The 24,605-nt window shown below is 68.0% G+C and carries 27 protein-coding genes and 1 riboswitch; of the genes, 9 read left to right on the top strand and 18 right to left on the bottom strand.

Annotated features, from left to right (window positions below):
• A partial coding sequence (locus tag WB508_RS02290) for a class I SAM-dependent methyltransferase (RefSeq protein ID WP_423843256.1) occupies positions 1–399 on the bottom strand: 399 nt, incomplete at its 3' end.
• A 41-nt stretch (positions 400–440) separates the two neighbouring features.
• Between WB508_RS02290 and WB508_RS02285 the strand changes: the two genes are divergently transcribed.
• Entirely contained in the window at positions 441–1,739 is a 1,299-nt protein-coding gene (locus WB508_RS02285) for an FAD-dependent oxidoreductase (protein WP_423843255.1), read from the top strand.
• An 8-nt stretch (positions 1,740–1,747) separates the two neighbouring features.
• Here the strand turns inward: WB508_RS02285 and metF are convergent, their stop codons facing one another.
• Positions 1,748–2,641, bottom strand: coding sequence for a methylenetetrahydrofolate reductase [NAD(P)H] (gene metF / locus WB508_RS02280; protein ID WP_423843254.1), 894 nt, complete (start codon positions 2,639–2,641; stop codon positions 1,748–1,750).
• A gap of 22 nt (positions 2,642–2,663) precedes the next feature.
• Between metF and WB508_RS02275 the strand changes: the two genes are divergently transcribed.
• The gene (locus WB508_RS02275; protein WP_423843253.1) at positions 2,664–3,722 is read left to right on the top strand and encodes a polyprenyl synthetase family protein; all 1,059 of its coding nucleotides are present in this window, start codon (positions 2,664–2,666) and stop codon (positions 3,720–3,722) included.
• Here WB508_RS02275 and WB508_RS02270 read toward each other — a convergent pair.
• Positions 3,697–4,113 carry a barstar family protein gene (locus WB508_RS02270; protein WP_423843252.1) on the bottom strand — a complete coding sequence of 139 codons (417 nt, stop codon included), beginning with the start codon at positions 4,111–4,113 and terminating at the stop codon, positions 3,697–3,699. The two genes, WB508_RS02275 and WB508_RS02270, sit on opposite strands and share 26 nt — an antisense overlap.
• Complete coding sequence (locus tag WB508_RS02265; protein WP_423843251.1) at positions 4,110–4,541, bottom strand: ribonuclease domain-containing protein; 432 nt, start codon at positions 4,539–4,541, stop codon at positions 4,110–4,112. The genes WB508_RS02270 and WB508_RS02265 overlap by 4 nt, the downstream gene beginning before the upstream one ends.
• Positions 4,542–4,657: 116 nt before the next feature.
• Between WB508_RS02265 and pknB the strand changes: the two genes are divergently transcribed.
• Together pknB and WB508_RS02255 are read left to right on the top strand one after the other, a co-directional pair.
• Positions 4,658–6,718, top strand: coding sequence for a Stk1 family PASTA domain-containing Ser/Thr kinase (gene pknB, locus WB508_RS02260; protein WP_423843250.1), 2,061 nt, complete (start codon positions 4,658–4,660; stop codon positions 6,716–6,718).
• A 13-nt stretch (positions 6,719–6,731) separates the two neighbouring features.
• Positions 6,732–7,640, top strand: coding sequence for a DMT family transporter (locus WB508_RS02255; protein ID WP_423843249.1), 909 nt, complete (start codon positions 6,732–6,734; stop codon positions 7,638–7,640).
• Here WB508_RS02255 and WB508_RS02250 read toward each other — a convergent pair.
• The 4 genes from WB508_RS02250 to WB508_RS02235 form a co-directional block, all read right to left on the bottom strand.
• Positions 7,590–8,927: a class II 3-deoxy-7-phosphoheptulonate synthase gene (locus tag WB508_RS02250; protein ID WP_423843248.1), complete on the bottom strand. Its 1,338-nt coding sequence runs from the start codon at positions 8,925–8,927 to the stop codon at positions 7,590–7,592. The genes WB508_RS02255 and WB508_RS02250 overlap by 51 nt on opposite strands.
• A gap of 145 nt (positions 8,928–9,072) precedes the next feature.
• On the bottom strand, positions 9,073–9,549 hold the full coding sequence (locus tag WB508_RS02245) for a DUF427 domain-containing protein (protein ID WP_423843247.1): 477 nt from the start codon (positions 9,547–9,549) through the stop codon (positions 9,073–9,075).
• 87 nt (positions 9,550–9,636) lie between these two features.
• Positions 9,637–10,665 (bottom strand): 6-phosphofructokinase, encoded by a 1,029-nt coding sequence (locus WB508_RS02240; protein WP_423843246.1) that lies wholly within the window; start codon positions 10,663–10,665, stop codon positions 9,637–9,639.
• Positions 10,666–10,807: 142 nt separating this feature from the next.
• On the bottom strand, positions 10,808–11,560 hold the full coding sequence (locus WB508_RS02235) for a lysophospholipid acyltransferase family protein (RefSeq protein WP_423843245.1): 753 nt from the start codon (positions 11,558–11,560) through the stop codon (positions 10,808–10,810).
• Positions 11,561–11,606: 46 nt separating this feature from the next.
• Between WB508_RS02235 and WB508_RS02230 the strand changes: the two genes are divergently transcribed.
• Positions 11,607–12,383: an alpha/beta hydrolase gene (locus WB508_RS02230; RefSeq protein ID WP_423843244.1), complete on the top strand. Its 777-nt coding sequence runs from the start codon at positions 11,607–11,609 to the stop codon at positions 12,381–12,383.
• Positions 12,376–12,777: a hypothetical protein gene (locus WB508_RS02225; protein ID WP_423843243.1), complete on the top strand. Its 402-nt coding sequence runs from the start codon at positions 12,376–12,378 to the stop codon at positions 12,775–12,777. The genes WB508_RS02230 and WB508_RS02225 overlap by 8 nt, the downstream gene beginning before the upstream one ends.
• Positions 12,778–12,792: 15 nt before the next feature.
• On the opposite strand, the gene WB508_RS02220 is transcribed toward WB508_RS02225, so the two are convergent.
• Genes WB508_RS02220 through WB508_RS02200 form a run of 5 tightly spaced genes read right to left on the bottom strand, consistent with a single transcriptional unit; the run spans position 12,793 to position 16,357 of the window.
• A complete protein-coding gene (locus WB508_RS02220; RefSeq protein ID WP_423843242.1) occupies positions 12,793–13,602 on the bottom strand; it encodes a hypothetical protein in 810 nt (269 codons plus the stop codon).
• Positions 13,599–14,678, bottom strand: coding sequence for an ROK family glucokinase (locus WB508_RS02215; protein WP_423843241.1), 1,080 nt, complete (start codon positions 14,676–14,678; stop codon positions 13,599–13,601). Before WB508_RS02215 ends, WB508_RS02220 begins: the two co-directional genes overlap by 4 nt.
• A gap of 1 nt (position 14,679) precedes the next feature.
• Complete coding sequence (locus WB508_RS02210; protein ID WP_423843240.1) at positions 14,680–15,633, bottom strand: ROK family glucokinase; 954 nt, start codon at positions 15,631–15,633, stop codon at positions 14,680–14,682.
• A complete protein-coding gene (locus tag WB508_RS02205; protein WP_423843239.1) occupies positions 15,630–15,914 on the bottom strand; it encodes a hypothetical protein in 285 nt (94 codons plus the stop codon). Before WB508_RS02205 ends, WB508_RS02210 begins: the two co-directional genes overlap by 4 nt.
• Positions 15,911–16,357, bottom strand: coding sequence for an SRPBCC family protein (locus WB508_RS02200; RefSeq protein WP_423843238.1), 447 nt, complete (start codon positions 16,355–16,357; stop codon positions 15,911–15,913). The genes WB508_RS02205 and WB508_RS02200 overlap by 4 nt, the downstream gene beginning before the upstream one ends.
• A gap of 116 nt (positions 16,358–16,473) precedes the next feature.
• On the opposite strand from WB508_RS02200, the gene WB508_RS02195 reads away from it, so the two are divergent.
• Entirely contained in the window at positions 16,474–18,207 is a 1,734-nt protein-coding gene (locus WB508_RS02195) for an AMP-dependent synthetase/ligase (RefSeq protein WP_423843237.1), read from the top strand.
• On the opposite strand, the gene WB508_RS02190 is transcribed toward WB508_RS02195, so the two are convergent.
• The 3 genes from WB508_RS02190 to WB508_RS02180 form a co-directional block, all read right to left on the bottom strand.
• On the bottom strand, positions 18,174–19,424 hold the full coding sequence (locus WB508_RS02190; RefSeq protein WP_423843236.1) for a hypothetical protein: 1,251 nt from the start codon (positions 19,422–19,424) through the stop codon (positions 18,174–18,176). The genes WB508_RS02195 and WB508_RS02190 overlap by 34 nt on opposite strands.
• Positions 19,417–20,406 (bottom strand): NlpC/P60 family protein, encoded by a 990-nt coding sequence (locus WB508_RS02185; RefSeq protein WP_423843235.1) that lies wholly within the window; start codon positions 20,404–20,406, stop codon positions 19,417–19,419. The genes WB508_RS02190 and WB508_RS02185 overlap by 8 nt, the downstream gene beginning before the upstream one ends.
• 7 nt (positions 20,407–20,413) lie before the next feature.
• A riboswitch (cyclic di-AMP (ydaO/yuaA leader) is annotated at positions 20,414–20,566 on the bottom strand.
• 90 nt (positions 20,567–20,656) lie between these two features.
• The gene (locus WB508_RS02180; RefSeq protein WP_423843234.1) at positions 20,657–20,893 is read right to left on the bottom strand and encodes a hypothetical protein; all 237 of its coding nucleotides are present in this window, start codon (positions 20,891–20,893) and stop codon (positions 20,657–20,659) included.
• Positions 20,894–21,045: 152 nt separating this feature from the next.
• On the opposite strand from WB508_RS02180, the gene WB508_RS02175 reads away from it, so the two are divergent.
• On the top strand, positions 21,046–22,785 hold the full coding sequence (locus WB508_RS02175) for a DEDD exonuclease domain-containing protein (protein WP_423843233.1): 1,740 nt from the start codon (positions 21,046–21,048) through the stop codon (positions 22,783–22,785).
• A gap of 22 nt (positions 22,786–22,807) precedes the next feature.
• The gene (locus WB508_RS02170) at positions 22,808–23,083 is read left to right on the top strand and encodes an Lrp/AsnC family transcriptional regulator (protein ID WP_423843232.1); all 276 of its coding nucleotides are present in this window, start codon (positions 22,808–22,810) and stop codon (positions 23,081–23,083) included.
• Between the two features lie 16 nt (positions 23,084–23,099).
• On the opposite strand, the gene trpD is transcribed toward WB508_RS02170, so the two are convergent.
• Complete coding sequence (gene trpD, locus WB508_RS02165; protein ID WP_423843231.1) at positions 23,100–24,137, bottom strand: anthranilate phosphoribosyltransferase; 1,038 nt, start codon at positions 24,135–24,137, stop codon at positions 23,100–23,102.
• Positions 24,138–24,146: 9 nt separating this feature from the next.
• Entirely contained in the window at positions 24,147–24,563 is a 417-nt protein-coding gene (locus WB508_RS02160) for a hypothetical protein (RefSeq protein ID WP_423843230.1), read from the bottom strand.
• Between the last annotated feature and the right edge of the window lie 42 nt (positions 24,564–24,605).

Raw genomic sequence — 24,605 nt, 5'->3', positions numbered from 1 at the left:
GACCACGACACTGGCGTGGGCGCCCGTCCGCAAGGCGGACGCGACGACCGACATGGCCTGATCCGTGTCGTCTACGTGCTCCAGGACCCCATGACACAGAACGAGCTCGAACGATCCGGCGTCGACATGCTGCAGGAGATCGGTCGTGTCGCCCAGGACACCCCGGACGTGTCCGGGCACCTCACCCGCCCGTGCGGCGTCGGCGGACCGACGCTCCAATGACGCCAGTGCGTCTGGGCTGGGGTCGACGATCGTGACGTGGTGGCCAGCCTGCGCCAGCCGCACGGCGTCGCTGCCGGTGCCGCCCCCGAGATCGAGGATCCTCAACGCGTCGACTCCGGTGACTTCGACCGCGTCGAGCACGGACTGCCACATCACCTCGGTGCGCACCGGACCCATGGCGTCATGGTTCCACACCCGCGACGGGCTAGTCTGCGCCCGTGGTGAACGTGGTGGTGGTCGGAGGTGGCTTCGCTGGCATGGCGACGGCTGCGCGCTTGGCCAAGCTGCGCCATGACGTCACGCTGATCGAGTCCGGCTCGCGCTTGGGCGGGCGACTCCGGGGGGTGGAGATCCAGGGTCGGCGCTGGCCGCTCGATGTCGAGACCGTGACACTTCCCGGGGTCTTCCGCGACTTGTTCCGCAAGTCCGGCCGTCCGATCGAGCGATCCGTGGACATGAGCCTCACCGCAGGGCGACGGCATCTCTTCCGCGACGAGACGGTGTTGGATCTGCCCTTTGGTGATCGTGCCCTGCAGCACGACGCGATACGCGCAGCTCTGGAGCCTGAGCTCAGCTCCGATCCCCAGCCTGCCGATGAGTGGTCGGACTGGATCGACGCCTGGCCCGACCGCTGGGACGTCCTGCGACGGACCTTGCTGGACCGCACGCCGAGCGGTCGGCGCGACCTGGACCGCACGGCGCGGCGGACCCTGGATGTCCGTCGCTCGATCAAGCGACTGGCCGAGCGACAGCTCGAGGACGAGCGCCTGGTCAAGCTGGTGCTCGATCCCCTGCGTCTGGAAGGCCAGGACCGCGCGACAACTCCCGGGTACACCGCGGTGCGCCACTACCTGGATCGCACGTTCGGCCGTTGGGAGTTCGCGGGCGGGTTCGCGGGACTGGCCGACGCGCTGGAGACCCGGCTGGCGGAGCGCAAGGTCACCATCGCCCGCGACGAGACCGCCCACGAGCTGACCTTCGACGGCATCGGTGATGCCCGCACGGTGACGTCCGTGGTGACGGACAGCCGCAGCCTGCCCGCCGACATCGTGGTCTGGTGCGCATCCCAATGGCCCGCTCCCCTCCCTCGGCCTCGTGCGCTGCCGGCGATCCCCGCGTCGCGCACGTTCGTGACGCTCGGGCCGGACGCGCCGACTCTCCCGCGCGACCTGCTCGCTCACTCCAATCCACCGGTCCGCGTCGCGTCTCACGGCGACGACCGCTGCACCTTGATGCATCTGGGCGGCGAAGATCCCATCGTCTCGCTGGTCCGTGCCGGTCTCGACCTCCGTGAGCACGTCGTCGACCGCGTCACCCTCGCGCCGCCCGACCTCGTGCGTCTCGGCCACTGGGGGTGGGCGTGGCAGGGATGGACCACGATCGACGACCACCCCGGCATCGCCCCGCGGCACGGTGTCCATTTCGCTGGCGCGCACGCGTGGTCTGGCGGCACCCTTGAGGAGATCGGCATGGCCACCGCCGCGATCGCCGAATCCATCGGCCCCGCCCCCCGCTAGCTCTTCGGCTAGAGGCGGCCCTCGGCTCGGAGGACCTGAAAGATCTCGCGGGTGGCCTTGGACCGGTTCAGGGTGATGAAGTGCAGGCCCGGGGCGCCACCTTCCAGCAGGTCTCGGCACAGCTGCGTGGCCAGCTCGATGCCGACCGCGCGGACGGCTGCCGGATCGTCGCGCACCGGCTCGATCTGTTCCAGCACCTCAGGTGGCATGGCGGCGCCGGAGAGCTCAGCCATGCGGGCCACCTGGGCGAAGTTCAAGATCGGCATGATGCCGGGCACGATCGGGAGGTCGGCCCCGAGGGCCCGCACGCGATCCACCAGCCCGAAGTAGTCGTCGGGCCGGAAGAACAGCTGGGTGATGGCGTACTCCGCGCCCGAGGCGGCCTTGTCGACCAGCACTCGGGCGTCGTGGTCGATCGACGCGGCATCCGGATGGCCTTCGGGAAAGGCCCCCACGCCGATCCGAAATCCACCCAGACCGGTGGCCAGCTGCACGAGCTCGATGGCGTGCGTCATGCCGTCAGGGTGAGATTCCCACGGCGCTCGGGGGCCGCCCTGCGGATCGCCGCGGATGACCAGGACATCGGTGACGCCCGCCGCCGCGTACTGCTTGAGAACACCCTCGAGCTCGGACCGGCTCTGAGCGACCAGGGTCAGGTGACCGACCGGTCGCATGGAGGTACGCACCGCGATCTGCTCGGTGATGCGTACCGTGCGCTCCTGGCTGGTTCCTCCCGCGCCGTAGGTGACCGACACGAAAGTCGGCTGCAGCGCCTCCAATTCCTCCAGCGTGCGCCACAACAGCGCTTCACCGTCATCGTCCTTGGGAGGGAAGAATTCAAATGAGTAGGTCGGCTGCGGTCCCTTGAGGGCATCCACGAAGGACCGGTCGGCGGCTGGCATGGGCCAACGGTATCGTCCGAGCGTGCCCAGCCATGACGAGACCACGTCCGCCGAGATGGCGTTTCGTCAGAACCTCGACGGGGCGATCGACACCTTCGTGCAGACCCGGCTCGAGTCGTTCGAACCCCTTGGCCCCGACGTGCTCGACTTCGTCGGCGCGGCGGCCCAGTTCGTCAGCGGTGGCAAGCGCCTCCGAGCCTCGTTCTGCCGCGCCGGCTGGCTGGCGGCCGGCGGCGCCGACGGCGACGACCAGATGACCGATGCCGCCGCTGCGATCGAGCTGCTGCAGGGCAGCGCGCTCGTGCATGACGACCTGATGGACGGGTCGGACACCCGCCGGGGCCGCCCGAGCGTGCACCGCGACTTCGCAGCACGCCACCGCGCGCGCCATCGGGTTGGCGACCCGGCGTGGTACGGCCAGTCCACCGCGATCCTGATGGGCGATCTGCTCTTGTCGTGGTCCAACGAGATGTTGGTCGCGGCTGCCCTGCGAGGCGAACCGTCAGCGGCGCGCTCCGCCATCGCGGTGTTCGACGCATGCAAGGCCGAGGTCGCGGCCGGACAGTTCCTCGACGTCACCGCGCAGACCCGTCCCGATGTCAGCGTCGCGGACGCCATGGTCGTGGTGCGCTACAAGTCGGCCAAGTACACCGTGGAACGTCCGCTACAGATCGGGGCGGCTCTGGCTGGTGCCGACGCCACGATGCTCGGCCGCTTGAGTGACGTGGCCCTCCCGCTCGGCGAGGCGTTCCAGCTGCGCGACGACGTTTTGGGGGTGTTCGGCGACCCGGAGGTCACGGGCAAGCCGGCCGGAGACGACCTGCGCGAGGGCAAGCGCACCGTGCTGGTGGCCCGCACGCTCGAGCTCACCGACGCCGCGGGACGGGCGACCGTGATCAACGGGCTCGGAACCGAAGCGGTCGACGACGTCCAGGCCGTCATTCGCTCCAGTGGCGCGCTGGCCGCGGTGGAAGCCGACATCGCCCGACTCGAAGCCGAGGCGGATGCAGCGATCGACGCGCTCGGGGCAAGGGACGTTCTCGGGCCGCTGGCGCTCAGAGCAACGCGTCGAGATCGATGAGCGCCGGAGCCTCGAGCACCACGATTGCAATGGCTCGCGCCTGCGTCGACGCGTCGCGCAGCAGCTCCAGCACGGTCTGAGCCAGTTCCGGGTCGATTTCGGCCAGATCGCCGTACCCGGTCCAGACCACCAGCAACGGTGAGACCGCGAGGTCGCCGAGCACGTCCCACAGGGCGTCGAGGTTGCGACCGAACCATGACGGGAGCTCCCACGCTGCAGCGATCTGGTCGTACAACTCATCGGGATCTCGGACGTGTCGGGTATCCAGCTCGCGCACGACCCAGCCCGCCGACCGCCCTTCGCCGCCGATGTCGCGCGAGACGTTGCCGCGCCACTGGAAGAGCCCGGCCGGGGTCTCGCCGGACAGCAGGGAGAACAGTGTCGACGTCATGCCCCACCCCCAGCTGAGCGGATCTGGCGAAACGTTCTGTAGTGGTCGTCGGTGTAGTAGAGCTCGCCGCGGCGTCCTTCCACCAGGCGCCGCGCGCCACGATCGGACGACCCGGGGGTGTCCACGGTGTACTCGCGCCAGTACCCGCGCTCCTCGGCGGGAAGCCTCCGCTCCCGGTTCTGGAACACCGACCCATCCCGGTCGTAGCCGAACGGTCCACCCGCATCGATGGCGGCGATGGTGTCGCGGGCCTCCGGCGGCAAGGACCGCTCAGCCGATGAGGGCGGCGTGCTCACCGGCGGAGACACGGACGTCTCCATTCGCGGCGGAGACGCCGGAGGCGTCGCCGATGGGCTGCCAGGTTCGACGAAGGCGACGTAGCCGACCGTGACGATCACGAGCAGCAGGAAGAAGCCGACGCGACGCATGGGACCATCGTGACGTAGGTGGGGGCCCTACGGCACGCCGAGGCTGTCATTCAGGCCAGAGTCCATAGAATCGGCGTGGACGAGACGATCCAGTCGATCGGTCGAGGAGGGCGGACGTGGCAGTGCAGAGGGACGACGCCTTGGTGGGACGCGTCCTCGACGACCGCTACGTCATTGGCGAGCGCATCGCCCGCGGAGGCATGGCCAGCGTGTTCCGCGCCATGGACGAGCGGCTCGATCGCGAGGTGGCCGTCAAGGTGATGCACCACGCGCTCGGCGACGACCAGCAGTTCACCGATCGCTTCGTCCGCGAGGCGAAGTCGGCCGCCAAGCTGAACCATCGCAATGTCGTGTCGGTCTTCGACCAGGGCAAGGACGGTGACGTCGCCTATCTGGTGATGGAATACGTCCCGGGTCGCACGCTCCGGGACCTCATGCGCGCCGAGGCGCCGATGCCCCCGCTGCGTGCCTTGGGATTGATCGAGCAGGTCCTCATCGCGCTGTCGGCCGCCCACGCGGCCAAGATCATCCACCGTGACGTCAAGCCCGAGAACGTCCTCATCACTCCCGACGGTGACGTCAAGGTCGCCGACTTCGGACTGGCTCGCGCCGTCAGCGCCGCCACCACGGCCACCGGAGGCACCCTGATCGGCACGGTGTCGTACCTGGCGCCCGAGATCGTGCTGCACGAGGGCGCCGATGCACGCTCAGACGTGTACGCCGCCGGGGCCATGCTCTACGAGATGCTCACTGGGGTGAAACCGCACGTCGGTGACTCGCCCATCCAGGTCGCCTACAAGCACGTCCACGAGGACATCGGTCCGCCCTCGGCCATCGTGGCGACGATCCCTGCGTTCCTCGACGCGTTGGTCGCCCGCTCCACCGTGCGCGACCGCGACCAGCGGTCCACCGACGCCCGCGTGCTGCTGCAGCAGGTGCGCTCGGTGCGTCGCGCTCTGGAGGCCGGTGTCACCGAGGACGCCGACCTGACCGCCGATCTCCTTCCCCGTGTCGGCATGCCCACCGAGCGATCCGGGGCCACTGACGAGTCCGGCGAGGTCAGCGACGACACCGTTGCCGTGGCTGTCGCCGCCGGCGCAGCCGCCTCCTCCGCGGCCACTGAGACCGTGCACACGGGTCGGCACGGGACCGAGGTGCGCGACTCGCCCGAGCACACCGTGCAATGGAGCGGTGAACCAGTCCCCCCGATCGCAGCCACGTCCGCAGGGCTGAATCCGACCGGCTTGCACCCGCCGATCAGCCCAGAGAGCTACCGCGAGATGCGGGCCAACCAGCCACCCGCTCGACGTGGCCGCCGCCTGTTGATCGGCGCTCTCGTCGCAGCGCTGCTCGCTGGGGTGCTGGGTTGGTACGTCGCCGACGGCCGGTACACGCAGACCCCCGTGCTGGTCGGCAGCCAGGAGACCGAGGCCAAGAGTGACGCCGTCAAGGCCGGGTTCACGTTCAAGGTCGGCGAACGCCGCTTCTCCGAGACCGTGCCCGCTGGTGTCGTCATCGCCACCGACCCGGGCCCGGGCGACAAGATCCTGCCCGACTCCACCATCAACGCGGTGGTGTCCAAGGGCAAGGACCGCGTCGTCCTGCCCGAGGACATCAAAGGGCTCACGGTCAAGGCGCTGACCGCCAAGCTTGAGGCGGTCGATCTGGTGATCGGCGACACGACCGACAAGTTTGACGAGAAGGTCAAGAAGGACCGCGTCATCGGGCCGATCAGCATCAAGGCCGACCAGCAGCTCAAGCGCGGCACCCAGGTCGACGTCTATGTCAGCAAGGGCCGCGAACCGATCCCGATCAGCGACTACACCGGAAAGCCGATCGAGGATGGGCGGGCAGCGGCCGAGAAGGCCGACCTCAAGTCCGTCGTGCAAGAACAGTTCAGCGATGACATCGACAAGGGCATCATCATCAGCCAAAAGCCTGACAGCGGCACGCTGTTCAAGGGCGACACCATCACCTTCGTCGTGTCCAAGGGACCTGACGTGGTGAAGGTGCCGGAGGTCGTGGGCAGGAAGAAGAAGGACGCCGTCAAGATCCTCGAGAAGGCAGGTTTCGAGGTGCGGGCCTACGGCCCGAACAACTTCACGGTGAAACGGCAGAGCCCGGACGGCGGCAAGAAGGCCAAGCGCGGATCGACCGTCAACATCTCCTTCTTCTGACAGACCACCATCCATGAACCGACTGGCGACGATCGCCCTGCTTGCCGTGACAGCGGTCTGGGGCTCCACCTTCTTCCTGATCAAGGATCTTCTGGATCGCGTTCCCGCGTCGGACTTCCTGGCGCTACGCTTTGCGATCGCCACCGTGGCCCTGCTGGTCCTCGCGCCACGCGCTTGGCTGCGCCTGTCCGCTCAGACACGGCGTCGAGCCGTCATCGCCGGCGCGGTCTACGGCCTCGCCCAGATGCTCCAGACGGTCGGTCTGGGCTACACCGACGCCAGCGTCTCGGGCTTCATCACCGGCCTCTACGTCGTCGCCACTCCCGTGATCGCAGCTGGCGCCTTCGGCATGCGCATCGACCGCCGCGTCTGGGGTGCGGTGGCACTGGCCACCGCCGGACTCGCCATCCTCTCGCTGCGCGGTTCGGCCCTCGGGTACGGCGAATCCATCACGGTCGCGTGTGCCCTCCTCTACGCCGTGCACATCGTGCTGCTCTCGCGGTGGACTCGCGCCGAGGACGCGCTGGGCATGGCTACCGTGCAGATGGCCACGATCACCGTGGTGAGCACCTTGTTCGCTGCACCGGGAGGGATCACGCTGCCCGACCGCGCGGGCGACTGGTGGTCGGTGCTCTACATGGCTGTCGTGGCCGGGGCGCTGGCAATGCTGGCGCAGACCTGGGCACAGGCCCACCTCGACGCTGCTCGCTCGGCTCTGGTCATGACGATGGAGCCGGTGTTCGCGGCGGCCTTTGCCGTCGTCCTCGGCTCGGAGTCGGTGCACGCGCGCCTGATCGTCGGCGGTCTGCTCGTCGTGTCAGGCATGGTGCTGGCCGAACGATCGGGGCGGCCCATCCCCCAGCCTGGACAGTCAGTCGCGGCTGGCGAGCATCTCGGCCACGAGAAATGCCAGCTCGAGTGACTGCGCCCGGTTGAGGCGCGGGTCGCACAACGTCTCGTACCGGTTCTTCAGGTCTTCAGCGGACACCTTGAGCCCGCCACCGAGACACTCGGTGACGTCGTCGCCGGTGAGCTCGACGTGCAGACCGCCAGGCCACGTCCCGAGGGCGCGATGGACCTCGAAGAAGCCGCGCACCTCGTCGATGACGTCATCGAACTCGCGGGTCTTGTAGCCTGTGCTCGCCTCGAAGGTGTTGCCGTGCATGGGATCGCAGATCCACGCCACCTCGAGGCCGGCGGCAGTGACCTTCTCGATCAACGGCGGGAGGCCGTCGCGGATCTTGCCGGCACCGAATCGCGTGATGAACGAGACCTTGCCCGGAACGTGCTCGGGGTTCAGCTTCTCGTACAGGGCGATGGCGTCATCTGCGGTGCTGGTGGGCCCGAGCTTGACGCCGATCGGGTTGGCGATGTGGCGCAAGAGCTCGAGGTGAGCGCCATCGAGCTGCCGGGTGCGCTCGCCGATCCACACGAAGTGCGCTGACACGTCGTACGGCAGCTCGGTGCGCTGATCGATGCGTGTCATGGCGTGTTCGTACTCCAGGATCAGCGCTTCGTGCGATGAGTAGAAGTCGACGGTGTGGAACTCGTCGGGGTCGACGCCGATGGCGTCCATGAAGGCGAGGGCCCGGTCGATCTCGGTGCCGATGCGCTCGTACCGCTCCTTCACCGGGCTGTTCTTGACGAAATCGGTGTTCCAGGAATGCATCTGCCGCAGGTCGGCGTAGCCGCCGGTCGTGAAGGCGCGCGCCAGGTTCAGCGTGGCGGCTGACGCGTGGTAGACCTCGACCAGTCTGTGCGGGTCGTGGGCACGGGCTTCGGCGGTGAAGTCGAATCCGTTGACGGCGTCGCCGCGATAGGCCGGCAAAGTGACACCGTCGCGCGTCTCGTCGTTGCTGGATCGCGGTTTGGCGTACTGGCCGGCCAGTCGACCGACCTTCACCACCGGGACACTCGCGGCGTACGTCAGCACCACAGCCATCGACAGCAGCACCCGCAGCTTGTTGCGCACGTTCTCTGCCGTGACGCCCTCGAAGGTTTCGGCACAGTCGCCACCCTGCAGGAGGAAGGCCTTCCCGCGCGCGACGTCGCCGAGGCGGTCGCGCAGCTGATCGCACTCACCGGCGAAGACCAGCGGCGGCATCCGGCGCAGTCGCTCGACCGCAGCGTCGCGGACGGCCGGATCGGCGTACGTCGGCTGCTGCGCCGCGCCAATCGCCCGCAGCTCGTCAAGAGAGGGAATGCTCACCCAGCAAGTCTACCGGCGCCCTCGGTGTGTCCCGAACCGGTGGAACAAGACCATGGGCCGAGCGCAGCGAGGCAAGGCGCCCCGGGCGCAGCCCGGCAGCCGTGAGGAACGAACGGCTGAAGCGGCGACGAAGGAGCTGCGCGCCCTACCAGCCGAGCGTCCCCGGCGCCCCCTTGAACGGTCCGGTGACGCGTGACGTGATCCAGCCTCCGTAGAAGTCACCGTCCTGAGCCTGCACGGTCTCGCCGTCGATGGAGCAGGAGTCGACCTTGGCGGGGTAGATGGCCACGTGTCCCAGCAGGTCAGCGAAGCGAGCGGTGGGGTGCTGGTAGGTCCAAGCACCTGCCGCGATGTTGCGGTGTCCCACGACCACGTCGAAGTACGAAGCCGCCCCCTTCCACTCGCAGAAGGTGGTGCCGTCGATCGGCCGCAGGATGCCGTCGGCGAAGGAGTCGATCGGCAGGTAGTAGGTGGGCGGATGGCTTGTCTCGCAGATGCGGTAGGACGCCGTCGTGTCGGCGATCTCCACGCCTCCGAAGGTCACGACGAGGTGTTCGTCGCTCGGCTCGATCGACGGGGGTCGCGGGTAGTCCCACACGTTCTCGACGGGGCGTTGGGTCATGCCGCGAGGCTAGGCGGCCATGGCACATCCTGCTCTTCGGGAGTACAGACGAGCGACGAGCGGAGCAGCGACAGCAGGGGATCTGGCTCAGCCGAACAGGACTTCGGCCTCTTCGTAGAGCTCGGGGCGGACGACCTTGAGCTTCTCAGTGCCTTCTGCGAGAGGGACGCGAACGATCTCGGCGCCGCGCAGCGCCATCATCATGCCGAAGTCGCCGTCGTGGACCGCTGAAATCGCGTGCAGGCCGAAGCGGGTCGCCAGCCAGCGGTCGAACGCGGTGGGCGATCCACCGCGCTGCACGTGCCCCAGCACCACCGCGCGCGCCTCCTTGCCGGTGCGCTGCTCGATCTCCGAGGCGAGCCGGTCACCGATGCCACCCAGACGCACGTGGCCGAACGAGTCCTTCTCACCGCTGACCAGCGTCATGGTGCCACCCTCGGCGGGCACGGCGCCCTCGGACACCACGATGATCGGCGAGTAGTGCGTCGCGAATCGGCTCTCGACCTGAGCGCAGACCTTCTCGATGTCAAAGGGACGCTCGGGGATGAGGATGATGTTGGCGCCGCCGGCGAGCCCGCTGTGCAGGGCGATCCAACCTGCGTGGCGGCCCATGACTTCGACGACCAGCACTCGGTGGTGCGACTCCGCCGTGGTGTGCAGCCGGTCGATCGCCTCGGTGGCGATGTTGACGGCCGTGTCGAAGCCGAAGGTGAAGTCGGTGCCCGACAGATCGTTGTCGATCGTCTTGGGCACGCCAATGACGTTGACGCCCAGGTCGGCGAGCTTGGTTGCCACGCCCAGCGTGTCCTCGCCGCCGATGGCGATCAGCGCGTCGCACCCGTGGCTGGCCAGATTGTCCTTGATTCGCTCGACACCGTTCTCGATCGCAAAGGGATTGGTGCGCGAAGAGCCGAGGATGGTGCCGCCGCGCGGAAGGATGCCGCGCACCTCGGACACGCCCAGCGGCATGGTCTCGTTCTCCAGCGGACCCCGCCAGCCGTCGCGGAAGCCAACGAACTCGTCGTCGAACTGCTTCACGCCCTTGCGGACGATCCCGCGGATGACTGCATTGAGACCCGGGCAGTCTCCTCCGCCCGTGAGGACACCGATCTTCATGGGTTGCTCCTAGTGATTCGCGGATCGCTGCGCGTGGCGCACGTCACATCATCATGGCACCACGTGATGCACCCCGTGCCTCCGGTGCGACGCACGCATGCTGTGCTGGGCTTCTGCGTGCTCGGCCGCAGGCAGCCGGGGTTCACTCGGGGCGAATCTCGTCCCAGACCTCGTCGGACTCGGCCCGCGCAGCGACCTTCGCCGCCTCACGCTCGGCCTCGCGCTCTCGCTTCTTGGCGTCCTGGGCGTACAGGTCCACGTACTCCTGGCCGGACAGTCGCATGACTTCGTACATGATCTCGTCGGTGATGGCGCGCAGGATGTATCGATCGCCCTCCATGCCTTCGTACCGACTGAAGTCCAGCGGCTTGCCGAACCGCACGCCGGGGCGCGCCAGCTTGCCAAAGACCTTGCCCGGAGGGGCGACGACGTCAGTGTTGATCACGGCGAGCGGGATGACCGGCACCCCGGCCTCCAGCGCGATGCGGGCCACGCCCGTGCGGCCGCGATACAGCCTGCCGTCGTGCGAACGGGTGCCCTCGGGGTAGATCCCGCAGACCTCGCCCTCTGACAGCAGTCGCAGCTGGGTCTTGATGGCGCCGGCCGCAGCCGAGCCACTGGTCCGGTCGATCGGCACCTGGCCGGAGCCGGAGAAGAAGGTCTTCTGCAACCAGCCCTTGATGCCCGATCCCTCAAAGTACTCAGCCTTCGCCACGAACGTCACACGACGCGGGATCACCAGAGGCATGAACAGCCAGTCGGCGTACGACAGGTGGTTGCTGGCCAGAATGACGGCGCCCTCGCGCGGCACGTTGCTCGTCCCCTCGGCCCATGGCCTGAAGATCAGCTTGAGCAATGGACCCAGCGCCAAGAACTTCAAGAACCAATAGAACACGGAGGCGACACTACTCCGAACCCATGGCGTGGGTGATCATGGACGCATGAACACTTCGCAGATCGCGGTCAAGCCCGGAGCCGAACCCTTCTCAGCCGATGGTGGCCCCGTCGGAGTGTTGCTCAGCCACGGCTTCACGGGCTCACCCGCGTCGATGACGCCGTGGGGCCGTGACCTGGCCCGCCGGGGACACACGGTCCGGGTGCCGCGACTTCCCGGACACGGCACCACGTGGCAGCAGATGAACACGACTCGGTGGACCGACTGGTATGGCGAGCTCGACGATGCCCTCACCGAGCTGCGAGCACGCTGCGAGACCGTCGCCGTCGGCGGCTTGTCGATGGGAGGCTGCCTGGCCCTCAAGCTCGCCCAGGACCGCCCTGCCGACGTCGACTCGTTGGTGTTGGTGAACCCCGCCATCAACCTGCGTCGTTTCGACGTCAAGCTCGTGCCTGCCCTGCAGCATCTGCTGCCCTCGATGCCCGGCATCGGCAACGACATCAAGAAGCCGGGCGAGGACGAGGTCGGCTACGACAAGACCCCGCTCAAGGCGCTCGCCTCGCAGCTGAAGATATGGAAGCAGGTTCGTGCCAACCTGGACAAGGTCACTGCACCCGTGCTGCTGTTCCGTTCCGATGAGGATCACGTGGTCGACGACTCCACCAAGGATCTGATTCTTGCGAGGGTCTCTTCGGACGTCATCGAGTACATGCCGCTCTCGGACAGCTACCACGTCGCGACGATCGACAACGACGCCTCCACGATCTTCGAGCAGAGCGCGTCGTTCATCGAGGCGCACGCCCGGGGTGTCGCGGGTGGGTGAGCGCGACGAGTTCGATCGGATCGTCGAAGGCCTCGATCTAGACCTGGGATTCCTGGCCGAGAAGGGTCCCGTCGAGCCGGACCCCGAGCCACCCGCCGCGGAGCAACCGCGCCACCCGGTCAGCGAGCCACGTAGCCCCGACGTGGACGAGGAGTTCTACCGCCGGGTCGAGCGCGGGCCGCAGCGTCCGTGGCCGCGCAACATCACCCTCGCGTGGATGGGGATCGTGGGGTCCCCCACAGCACTGGTGCTGTGCACCTTGGTGGGCATCATCGCGCCCCGGTCCATCGTGGCCGCGCTGGCTCTGGTGTTCGTCGCCTCGGCGGTGTACTTGATCTCTCAGCTCCCGGACCGCGATCCGGGCGACGGGCCGGACGACGGCGCAGTCATCTAGCAGCCTCACCGGTGGCTAGTCCAGCCGCACGCCGGCCTCGAGCAGCGTCTCGCGCAGGGCCATGACGGACGGGGCGGACGCGTCGATCATCTCTGAAGCCTCCAGGTGCACTCGGGCATCGTCGAGACGACCCAACCGAACGGCGAGCTCGGCGAGATACACCAGCGCCGACAATCGGTGCTGCGGAGCAGCAGCCACTCCGTGCCGTTCAAAGGCCGACGGTCGTGGCAGCAGCACTTCCATCGGTTCGAGCGTCGGCTCAGGCTCAGGCTCAGGTTCCGGTTCCGGTTCGGGTTCCGGTTCGGGCTCCGGCTCCGGTTCGGGCTCCGGTTCGGGCTCTGCCACTGGTTCAGGCGGAGTCGGCACGGACGGATTCATCACGACGTCGATCGGCTGGACCGCGAGATCATCATCGACGTGGTCGATCTGGGCGTCCTTGACGACCCGGATGCGGTTGCCGCCGACGTCGACGAGGCTGAAGCCCATGAACGCGTCGGCGCTCGTCTGCGTGGTGGGACGCATCAGCCGTGGGATTCCCTGCACCGGGACCGTGCCGTACAGCCGGTCGAGGCCCGCCGACCACTGGGCCAGCACCGTGACCGGATCCGTGACGATCACCAGGCACGAACCATGCGAGGTCGCCGGAGAGAAGTTGCGCACCTCGAAGTAGTGCAGCTCGATGCCGCCGGGAGATCGCAGCGCAAGGTACGGATGCGGTGGACCCTGTCGATAACTGACCTCGAAGCCGATCGCCGACCAGAATTCGGCCGCCTCGTCGATCGATCCGCACGGGAGCAGGGGGACGGTGCGGGGCGAACGCATCACGAACGGCGTCTCCGCGCTGCCGCTCGGCTGGTGGGCCTCGCGGTCGCGCGAGCTGTTGCACGGGGCGCGGTGCGAGTCGCCTTGCGGACGCGAGCGCGAGCGCCAGGCTGCCCTGGCCGGCGACGTTTGGCAGCCAGCCTGGCCATGTCGGCCGCGCCGATCAGACCCGCCTCCGGCCCGAGGTGTGCGCGAGTGATGCGGGCTTCGTCGCGGAAACCCCGACCGGTGAGGGTCCGGGCGAACGCGGCACGGGCCGGCGCGAGGAGCATCTCGCCAGCGTCGCTGACGCCGCCGCCGATCACGAAGATTCCCGGATCGAGCGCCGCCGCCAGATTCGCGATACCGACCCCCAACCAGTCACCCACCTCCGCGATCCACTCACGGCATTGTTCGTCACCGGCGTTGGCCGCGTCGGCCACATGCCATCCGGCGATCCGATCGCGGTCCCCGGCCACCTGGAGAAGCTGTTGACCCAGCGCGCTGCCGGCGTCGGCCTCGGCGATGGCTCGCCGCATCAGCACTCTGCCGCTGGCGTACTGCTCCCAGCATCCTGTGTTGCCGCACTCGCACTCTCGTCCACTGGGGACGACCTGCATGTGACCGAACTCCCCCGCCAGGCCGAACTGCCCCCGGTACGGCTGGCCGTCGAGCACGATCGCTCCGCCGATGCCGGTGCCGAGGGTGATGAGAACCAGATCAGACTGGTTCTGGGCCGCACCGAATCGGTGCTCGGCCCAGCCCGCACAGTTGGCATCGTTGTCGACCAACACCGGGAGTCCGGTGCGCCGGGCGGCCGCGTCGCGCAGTGGCTCGTGCCGCCATGCCAGGTGCGGCGAGAACAACACGGTCGACTGCGACGCATCCACGAAGCCGGCAGCGCCGATGCCGACCGCCTGGACGTGATGATCCTTCAGGAATCCGCTCGTCAAGGAACCAATGGCATCGAGGACGTCAGCGGCACTGCTGGTCGGCGTCTCCAGGCGCGCCCGGTCGATCACGTGGCCGTCCTCGTCGACGACCCCGGCCGCGATCTTGGTGCCACCGATGTCGATTCCGATCGACAGCTTGTCGGCCATCTCAGGACGCCTCGGACCGGGCGAGATCGGCCGCGCCGATGATGCCGGCAGCATTGCCGAGCGTGGCCAGGCGCAGCTCAGCCTGTGGTCGATGTGCTCGGGCGGAGAGGTGGTCCTCGAAGGCCGACGTGGCGGTGTCCAGGATCAGGTCACCGGCTGCGGCGACCCCTCCGCCGATGGCGATGACCGCCGGGTCGAGAATCGCGGCCAAACTGGCGATTCCCTCGCCAGCCCACTGTCCGAGATCGGCCAGAAGCCGGATCGACAGCGCGTCGCCATCGTGCGCCAGTTTGGTGATGGCCGGTCCGCTGATACCTCCCGGTCGGTCAGCCAGCGCAGCGATGCCCGCGGCGGCGATTTCACCAGCCTCGACGCGGGCCCGCGCTTCCCGAACCAGTGCTGAGCCACTCGCGTACTGCTCGAAGCAGCCGTGCTGGCCGCAGCCGCACAGCACACCGTCAGGGACGAGTCGCAAGTGGCCGATCTCTGCTGCGACACCAAAGGCGCCACGAAACAGCGAGCCACGATGGATGACACCGCCGCCCACCCCGGTGCCCAGCGTGACCAGCAACAGATCGTCCACGTCCTCACCAGCGCCGAACCTGAATTCACCCCATGCCGCCGCGTTCGCGTCGTTCTCGACCACGACGGGCAGATCGATCAAGGCGCAGATGCGGGTTGCCAGCGGTTCGTCGGCCCAGTCGATGTTGGGCGCAAATCGCACGGTGGCGCGATCGGCGTCGACGAATCCTGCAGCACCGATGCCGACGCCCACTGCCGAGTGATCCCGCGTGAGGCGCTCCACCAGTGCACCGACGACCGCCGGGATCTGGTCGACGTCGTCCGGGGTGGATTCGGACTCCGACGCCAGCAAGGTTCCGTCGACAGCCACCAGACCCGCAGCGATCTTGGTGCCGCCGAGGTCGACCCCGACGGCGTGGGCCGACGTGTTCACGTCTGATCCTGGGAGTTGGGGCGTGCGGGCGAGCTCGCGGCCGCATCGATCAGATCACGAAGGGCGACCAGCATCGATCCGGCCGAGGCCGCCACTCCGGCGATCACCTCAGGGTTCTCCCGCACGAAGTCCGCCACCTGGCAGACCGGGCACCAGGAGGTCGAGCACGCGTGGGAGCTGGCAGCGGAGTCATCGGCGGGCGCCGCGGCAGAGGATTCCCCCAGCGCACGCAACAAGCGCATGGCTTCCTGGGCGGCCGACCCGACGTCGGGTTCGGTCATGCTGTCTCAGCCCGTGCCTCGACCTGCTTCTTCAACCCCTTGAGTGCAGTGTCAATGATGACCTTCTCGGCCTTGCGCTTCAACATCCCCAGCAAGGGGACGGACACGTCGACCGACAGCTGGTACGTGACCCGAGTCGTGTCGTCGCCCATCCGATCCAGCAGGTAGGCACCGTCCATCGATGTCAACATCGAGCCCGACTCGGCCAGGCTCCACGACACCGACGCATCCCCGTCCCAGATGTAGGACAAGTCGTACTCATCGCGGATCGGCGCTGCGTCGAGCACGAAGTGCACCCGATCAGGACGATCCGACCCGCCGGAGACCACATCCGCCACCCGAACGCCCGTGGCCCAATGGGGATAGGACTCGAAGTCCGCGATGACCGCCATGATCTCGGCCGCCGACGCGTCAATGACGATGTCGCTGGCAGTGCGCGCCATCACCCCTCCTCGTGGGACGTTGCGGAGAGTCCCTCGCGGACCATGCTAGTGCGTGACGGGACCCCGACGACGCGGCCTCTCCTCGCGCCGTCAGCGGTGAGGGTAACCTGCGGTACGTGATCCAGCCTCGGTTCCCCGATCCCGGCGATCTGACCCTCGACATTCTCGACCGCCTCCCCGATCATCGCGATGACGTGGCGCTCAGTCGGCGCGTCGACGGCAAGTGGCTCGACGTGACACTTGGCCAGTTCCATGCCGAGGTTCTCGCGGTCGCGGCGGGCCTCATGGTCGCCGGTGTCACCACTGGCGAGCGGGTCGCTCTGCTGTCGAAGACGCGGTACGAATGGACCGTCATCGACTATGCCATCTGGTGGATCGGTGCCGTCACGGTCCCGATCTACGAGACGTCGTCAACCGCGCAGATCGAGTGGATCCTCGCCGACTCAGGCGCCGTCGCGGTCATCGTGGAGACCGACGAGCACCGCGGTCGAGTCGAAGCGGCCCGGTCCGGTGCACCTGACGTGCAGCACATATGGGCGCTGGACAGCGACGGCATGGAAGCGTTGACCGCTGCGGGCGCGACGGTCAGCGCCGGCGACGTCGAGAAACGTCGCTCCACCCTGACGTCGCAGAATCTCGCGACCCTGATCTACACCTCTGGCACGACCGGTCGGCCCAAGGGCTGCCGCCTCACCCACGCCAACTTCCGCGCTGAGCTCGGTGGTGCCCTCGAGCGGCTTCCCGAGCTGTTTGGTCGCTCCGATGCGTCCACGCTGCTGTTCCTTCCTCTGGCTCACGTGTTCGCCCGCATCATTCAGGTGGGCGCCATCCGCAGCGGGGCGCGACTCGGGCACACCGCTGACGTCAAGGACTTGGTGGCCCACCTCGGGGAGTTCCAGCCGAGCTTCGTGCTCGCGGTCCCCCGCGTGTTCGAGAAGGTCTTCAACACCGCCAGCAGCAAGGCCTGGGCCGACGGCAAGGGCAAGATCTTCGACCAGGCGGCCGCCGCCGCGATCGCATACAGCAAGGCTCTCGACACCGGCGGGCCCGGCTTGATGCTCAAGGCTCGTCACGCCCTGTTCGACCGCCTCGTGTTCGGCACCCTGCGTCAAGCGCTCGGTGGACGCGCCGAGTGGGCCATCTCCGGCGGCGCGCCGCTGGGCGATCGACTCGCGCACTTCTACCGCGGCATCGGCGTGACGGTGCTTGAGGGCTACGGCCTCACCGAGACCACGGCCGCCCTGTGCGCCAACACGCCGGACGCTCAGCGGGTCGGCACCGTCGGGCAGCCGTTCCCGCTCACCGAGGTGCGTACCGCCTCCGACGGTGAGCTGCAGTTTCGCGGACCCCAGATCTTCCAGGGGTACTGGAACAACGACGCGGCGACCGAAGCAGCTCTCGACCCCGACGGCTGGTTCTCCACCGGCGACATCGGTGAGGTCGACGCCGACGGCTTCGTCCGCATCACAGGACGCAAGAAGGAGATCATCGTCACCGCGGGTGGCAAGAACGTCGCGCCAGCCGTGCTCGAGGACCGCGTGAGGGCTCACCCTGCCGTCAGTCAGTGCCTGGTGGTCGGTGACGGCAAACCGTTCGTGGCCGCGCTCGTCACGATCGACCCCGAGGTGTGGACCGGCGATCTGAAGGATCCCGAGCTGCACGAACAGGTCCAGCAGGCCGTCGATGACGCCAACAGCCAGGTGTCGCAGGCTGAGTCGATCCGCAAGTTCGTCATCCTCTCGGAGGACTGGACCGAGGAGAACGGCTACCTGACGCCGTCATTCAAGGTCAAGCGCAACGCGGTGCTGCGCGACCTTCACGACACCGTCGAGGCACTCTTCGTCAGGTAGTCCTGCCACCGGCTGGTGATCTGGCGCACTGACAGCCCGAAGGCTGACTGACTGGCATCCTCGACAGGATCGCCGTCCAGCACCGAGCGGTAGAACGCCACGACCTGGGGGGTGTCGAAGTCCTCGCCGAGCATGCGGAACACCATCCAGGCCGCCTCGTACACCGCACCGAGCCCGTAGGCGGCCTCGTCGAAGGCAGCGGCCGTCGGCAAGGACTTTGGCGGGCCGTCCGCCCGCACCTGAGTGAGAATTTGACCTGCGCTGACAGACAGCGGCGCGTCGTCATCGCGCAGGGCGACATAATCAGCGAAACCCTCGATGACCCACGTATCTGCCCGCAACCCGATGGCGCCGGTCAGGACGTGCGTGGCCTCGTGGGTCATGACCACTTGAGTCGCACGTGCGTCCATGGCGTCGAAGACGCCCGGGTTCAGCACCACGACCGGCCCGGCCAGGTCGCCGTTGCGCATGTCGAAACCGGTCGAAACCGCCGCGATCTGGCTGACCACGTCGGTCGTCTGTCCCAGCAGCGCGCCGGCCACGTCAGCCGATGGTGCCGACACGATGGTCAAGGTGCTGGAGGTCATCGTGGGCACCAGAGCCGCCACCTCGCGCCGTGCGGTGGCCGCCAAGGACTCGACATCGACATCGACGTCGCCCCCGTCGATGCGCACGACCTGGATGTCATCGGTTCCCTCGATCACGACGGCGCCGGCCAACCACACCGGGAGCGGACCTGATCCCCGGCTCGCAGACACGATGTCGAAGGTGCCGTCGTCCTGCGGACGCATGCGCACCTGGACGTTGCCCCTGCCGTCCCCGCCGTTGGACTGGGTCCAGCGGATCTCGACCTTCGCTCGAGTGTCTCCGTTGGCGAACTCCGCAGAGTCACCGCCGGAGAGATATCGGAACGAGACCTGGTCTGCACCCATGTCACGGCGCGCCTGCCATGTCGCCGCCCCGAAGGCTGCCGCGGCCGGTCCGGCGCCGGCTGCTCGAACGAAATCACTCTCGGTGCGTGCCGCCGACAGATCGGCGAACTGGGTCGTCAGCGCGGCAGCAGCGTCAGCCGGCACCGCCGACGTCGCAGCTCCCCCGTCAGCCCACGGCTGCTGCCACACCAGCAGCCCGGCGCCCAGGGCCGCGAGCACCAGCACGGCCACCACATTGGGCGACACCCGCCGTCTGGGGCGGCCGGGCCCAAGGTCGTCAGCCAACGCGGCCGGCTACGGAGTAGCCGCCAAGACCCGTGATCTCCACGCGCTTGCCGGGGCGCGGAGCGTGCACCACGCGACCATCACCCAGGTAGATGCCGTTGTGCGACATGTCGCCGTAGGCGACCAGGTCACCAGGCTGCAGCTGGCTCATCGGGATGCGGCGAGCGGCCGACATCTGCGGGCCGACGACGCGCGGCAGGGAGACCCCGGCCGCAGCCCACGATTTCTGCACCAGACCCGAGCAGTCCCAGCCGTTGGGGCCGGTTCCGCCGTAGACGTAGGGATCGCCCAGCTGGGCCAGGGCGAAGTCGATGGCAGTCTTGGCGCGGCCGCCGGCAGGAATGTCGAAGTCCACCGTGATGTCGCTGGAGTTGAAGGCAGCCCGTTCGGCGGCCGTCAGTCGGGCCAGCTCGGCCTTGGCCTCGTCGTACTTCGCCTTGACCTTCTTCTGCTTCTTGGCAGCGTCCGACTTGTCGGCCTTCAACGAAGCGCGACGGTCGTCGAGCTGGGTCTTGCGGTTCTCCAGCTGCGCGCTCACCTGTTCGAAGGAGTCGAGCGCATCGGTGCGGGAGGCGTTCAGCGCCTGCACGGCGCCGAGTCCGTCGATGAAGGCTTCGGGGTCACCGCTGCCGAGCAGGCTTGCGGTGGTGCCCAGGGGAGAGTCCATCTGCTGCTGCACGATCGTGGCGCTGAGGGCTTCGCGCTGCTGGTCATAGACCACCGTCTGCGCGGCGATCTCGGCCGTGAGGTCGGCGATCTGCTTCGAGGTCTTCGAGATGTCCTCGCCGAGCTGGTTGACCTGCTCATTCATGGCCTCGGCCTCATGGAAGGCGGCCTCGACGTCCTTGACCGTGACGGTCGGTTCGGCGTGGGCGCCGGGTAGCGAGATGAACGCTGCTCCCAAGGCGATGACGATGGCCGGGACGGCCCTTCGAACGACGGTGGACATGCTCCAGCCAGTCGTGGATCGCGTCAGATGCACGCAGTTGCTCCTCGGTCCTCGACGTCTACCGGGTGAGCTGACGGGTTCGGGCCAAGGTCTGCCCTACGCATGCGTGCACGCGCTTCACCCCACACACGTGGTTCCCCGGTTCGCCTCAGGTGTCTTCCCCACCGCTGCGACGATTCGACGGTGCGACCGTCGTCGCCTGGAGGGCAACGAGCGTCGGACGCACGCCCGCCACTGTACGGGGGCCCGGATGACCGGGCAACTTCCGGCAGGTGTGTTGGCCTCAGCCAGCCAGCGTGCCGGGGTCCGGGGCGACCGCCCTGACGAGCCGCAGCGGAGGAACCACCCCAGCGCGGGCCAGCACATCGAGCGCGACCTGCTCTTCGGAGTCGATGTCGACTCCGGCGGGCGGGGCGCCGAGCAGCACCGTGACGAGGCAGTCACCGCAGGCTGACGGTCCGCGAACGATGCAGCTGTCGCAATCGACGTGGACGGAATCACCCTCAGTGGAATCGAACATCGTGCGCACCTTCTTTCACCATTGACTCTCAAGACGTGCTGGTGTTCTTGACGCTAGAGAGCCCCACTGACAGAAATTTCATCACTTCAGACACACCGCCCCACCGCTCGCAGTTCGTCGGACTGTCCGACCTCGTGTCTACGGTCAGCCACGTGAACGAGTTCGTGGCGCCATCGGACCAGATGCGATTCGACCAGATGGGCTTTGACGACCTGGGGCGCGCCCTGCACGACACCACATTCTGCGTCGTCGACCTCGAAACCACGGGGGGTTCACCAGCCCGCGGCTCGCGCATCACCGAGATCGGAGCCGTCAGGGTTCGCGGGGGTCAGGTGATCGGCGAGTTTCAGTCGCTGGTCAACCCTGACCAGATCATCCCGGCCTTCATCACGGTGCTGACCGGAATCACCCATCAGATGGTGGTCGAGGCGCCGCGCATCGCCGCCGTCCTGCCGAGCTTTCTGGAGTTTGCTCGAGGCGCTGTGCTCGTGGCACACAACGCCCCGTTCGACGTCGGCTTCCTCAAGCACGCGGCCCGCGACCTGCAGATGGAGTGGCCCGGCTTCGACGTCCTCGACACCGCGGTGATCGCGCGCCAGGCCCTCACCCGCGACGAAGTTCCCAACGTCAAGCTGGCCACCTTGGCCGCTCGGTTCAATGCCACCACCACCCCCAATCACCGAGCCCTGTCCGATGCCCGGGCCACGGTCGACGTGCTGCATGGACTGTTCGAGCGGCTCGGATCCCTCGGGGTCACCACGGTCGAGGAAGTGTCCACGTTCACCGCCAAGGTGACTCCTGAACAACGCCGCAAGCGACACCTCGCCGATCACGTGCCTGATCGACCGGGCGTCTACCTGTTCCGCGATCGCCGCGACCAGGTGCTGTACGTCGGCACGTCACGTCGCCTCCGTAGCCGCGTGCGGTCCTACTTCACGCGTTCAGAGACCCGCACGCGCATGGGTGAGATGATCGCGCTGGCCCAGCGGGTCGAAGCCGTGGTGTGCGCGACCGCGCTGGAGGCGCAGGTGCGCGAACTTCGCCTGATCGGCCGGCACCGACCGCCCTACAATCGGCGCTCGAAGTTCCCCGAACGCGTCAGCTGGATCAAGCTCACCCGCGAGCCCTGGCCTCGTCTGTCCATCGTGCGGCACGTGCTCGACGACCACGCCGACTACATCGGGCCGTTCCGTGGTCGCAGCGGGGCCGAAGCTGCCCTCGCGGCTCTGCACGACACCTTTCGCATCCGCCAGTGCACGCCGCGGCTGGCTCGGCGCCCGCGCGGCACCGCGTGCGCGCTGGCCGAGATGGGCCACTGCCTGTCCCCGTGCGACGGTTCGGTCGATGCCGAGGTGTACGGAGCCGAAGTCAACCGAGTCCGTCAGGTCCTCACCGGCGACCCCGGCCACCTCGTCGACGCGATCGGAACCCGGATGCTCGATCTGGTCCAGACCGAGCGCTTCGAGGATGCCGCTCGTTGGCGCGACCGTCTGGCCGCCTTCCTTCGCGCCGCCGCGCGCACCCAGCGGCTCCGCGAGCTCACTGCGGTCCCCGAGCTCGTCGCGGCAGCGCCGCACCCGGACGGATGGGAGATCCATGCCTTCCGTCATGGTCGTCTCGCCGCAGCCGGAGTCATGCCCCACGGCATTCACCCCGCGGGGTGGGTCGACGCCCTGCTGGCGACTGCCGAGACCGTCGATCCCGGCTTCGGCCCCGTTCCAGCGGCCACGCACGAGGAGACCGAGCTGCTTCTGCGGTGGCTGGCGACACCCGGGTTGCGTGTGGTTCGGGGAGTCTGGCAGTCATCGCTGGCCGGCAGCGCCCGACACCTCGCACCGTTCTCGGCCGCGGAGGCGGCACGCCGTGATCTGCTGCCGTCGCACCGCGGCTGAACGAGGCCACTAAGGTGAGGCCATGATCACAGCGATCGTCTTCATCCAGGCCGAAGTCGCCCTGTTGTCCGACACCGCCGCCAAGATTGCCGACATCGACGGCGTCAGCGAGGTCTACTCGGTGACCGGCGACCTCGACCTCGTCGCCATGGTGCGGGTCAGCGAGATCGACGACGTGGCCGCCGTCGTGGCCGACCAGATCAACAGGGTCGATGGCGTCCTGTCCACCCAGACCCAGATCGCCTACCGCGCCTACAGCCGCCACGACCTCGAGGACGCCTTCAGCATCGGCATCTGACGCCTGCACGATGTGGTCAGTTGCGGAAAACCTGGGTGGCTTCGGCCCACCGGCGCAACGTGGTGGCGGCGGCTCCGGAGTCGATCGACTCGGTGGCACGCTCGATGCCGGCAGCGATCCGGGCGACGAGATCGTGCTCTCCCCCGGCATGAGCCGCTATGGCTGCACCGGCGTTGAGCAGCACAGCATCACGAACCGGCGAGATCTCGCCCTCGACGAGCCGCCGAAACACGTGAGCGTTGAACACGGGGGCACCGCCGCGCAGATCCTCAGTCGTGCTCAACGTCAGACCGAGGTCCCGCGGATCCAGCGACTCCTCGCTGACCGATCCGCCTGACACGACCCAGACCCGCGACGTCGTGGTGGTGGTCAACTCATCCAGCCCATCGTCGCCTCGGAACACGAACGCGTCGGCCCCGCGGTCGGCCAGGACACCGGCCATCAATGGCGCCATCGTGGCGTCGAAGCAGCCGATGGCCGATGCGGCTGGCTGGGCGGGGTTGGTCAGTGGACCGAGGAAGTTGAAGAAGGTCGGAATCGCCAGCTCGCCTCGGGTCGGGCCCGCGTGCCGCATGGAACCGTGAAACAGAGGCGCAAAGCAGAAGGTGATCCCGGCTTGGCGGTAGACGTCCAGCACGCGGTCGGCTGGCACGTCCAGCGCGATGCCCAGCACCTCGAAGACGTCGGCCGTGCCACTGGCGCTCGATGCCGCACGATTGCCGTGCTTGACGACGCCGATGCCGGCTCCGGCCGTGACCACAGCTGCCATCGAGGAGATGTTGACGGTCTTGGCGCGATCGCCGCCGGTGCCGACGACGTCGACGACCCGCCCATCGACGGTGAGTCGATGGGCTCGGCCGAGCATCGCGTCAACGAGCCCCTGGAGCTCGGCCTTGGTCTCTCCTTTGGCGCGCAGCGCAACCGCGAACGCCGCGATCTGTGCGGACGTCGCTTCGCCAGCGAGGATCGCGTCCATCGCCCACTGCGTGGTCGGGGTATCGAGATCCTGGCGATGGACCAGCGCGGTCAGGACGTCGGGCCAGGTGTGAGTCACGAGGCCCGATCAGGCGGACTGCAACACGCCGCGCGCGAGGCCGATGACGACCTCGGCGAGGCGAATCGGCTCGATCGGATGCGAAAGCGCAGCCTCGGCGCGCGACCACGTGGCGAGCCACGCGTCTTGGGGGCGGCCGGTGAGGACCAGCGCCGGCGGAGCCTGGAAGATCTCGTCCTTCATCTGACGCGCTATGCCCATGCCGCCGGCGGGGACGGCTTCGCCATCCAAGATGGCCAGATCGATGCGCTCGCCGGGGCGCGTCGCGTCGAGGTGCTGCCACACCACCGGCTCGGTGGCGCACTCGACGAACTCGAAGGCAGGCAGGTCTGGATGCGGGTGCGTTCCCAGGGCTGCAATGACAGTCGCACGAACGTCACGATCGTCGCTGTAGAGCAGAACACGCAGGGGCTGGTGGGCGGTCACGGACCGATCGTACATAATGAACGCGTGGCGACTACTTCTACG

The organism is Aeromicrobium sp., assembly GCF_049586495.1.
Lineage (GTDB): Bacteria > Actinomycetota > Actinomycetes > Propionibacteriales > Nocardioidaceae > Aeromicrobium.
This window is presented reverse-complemented; position numbering and strand designations above follow the sequence as displayed.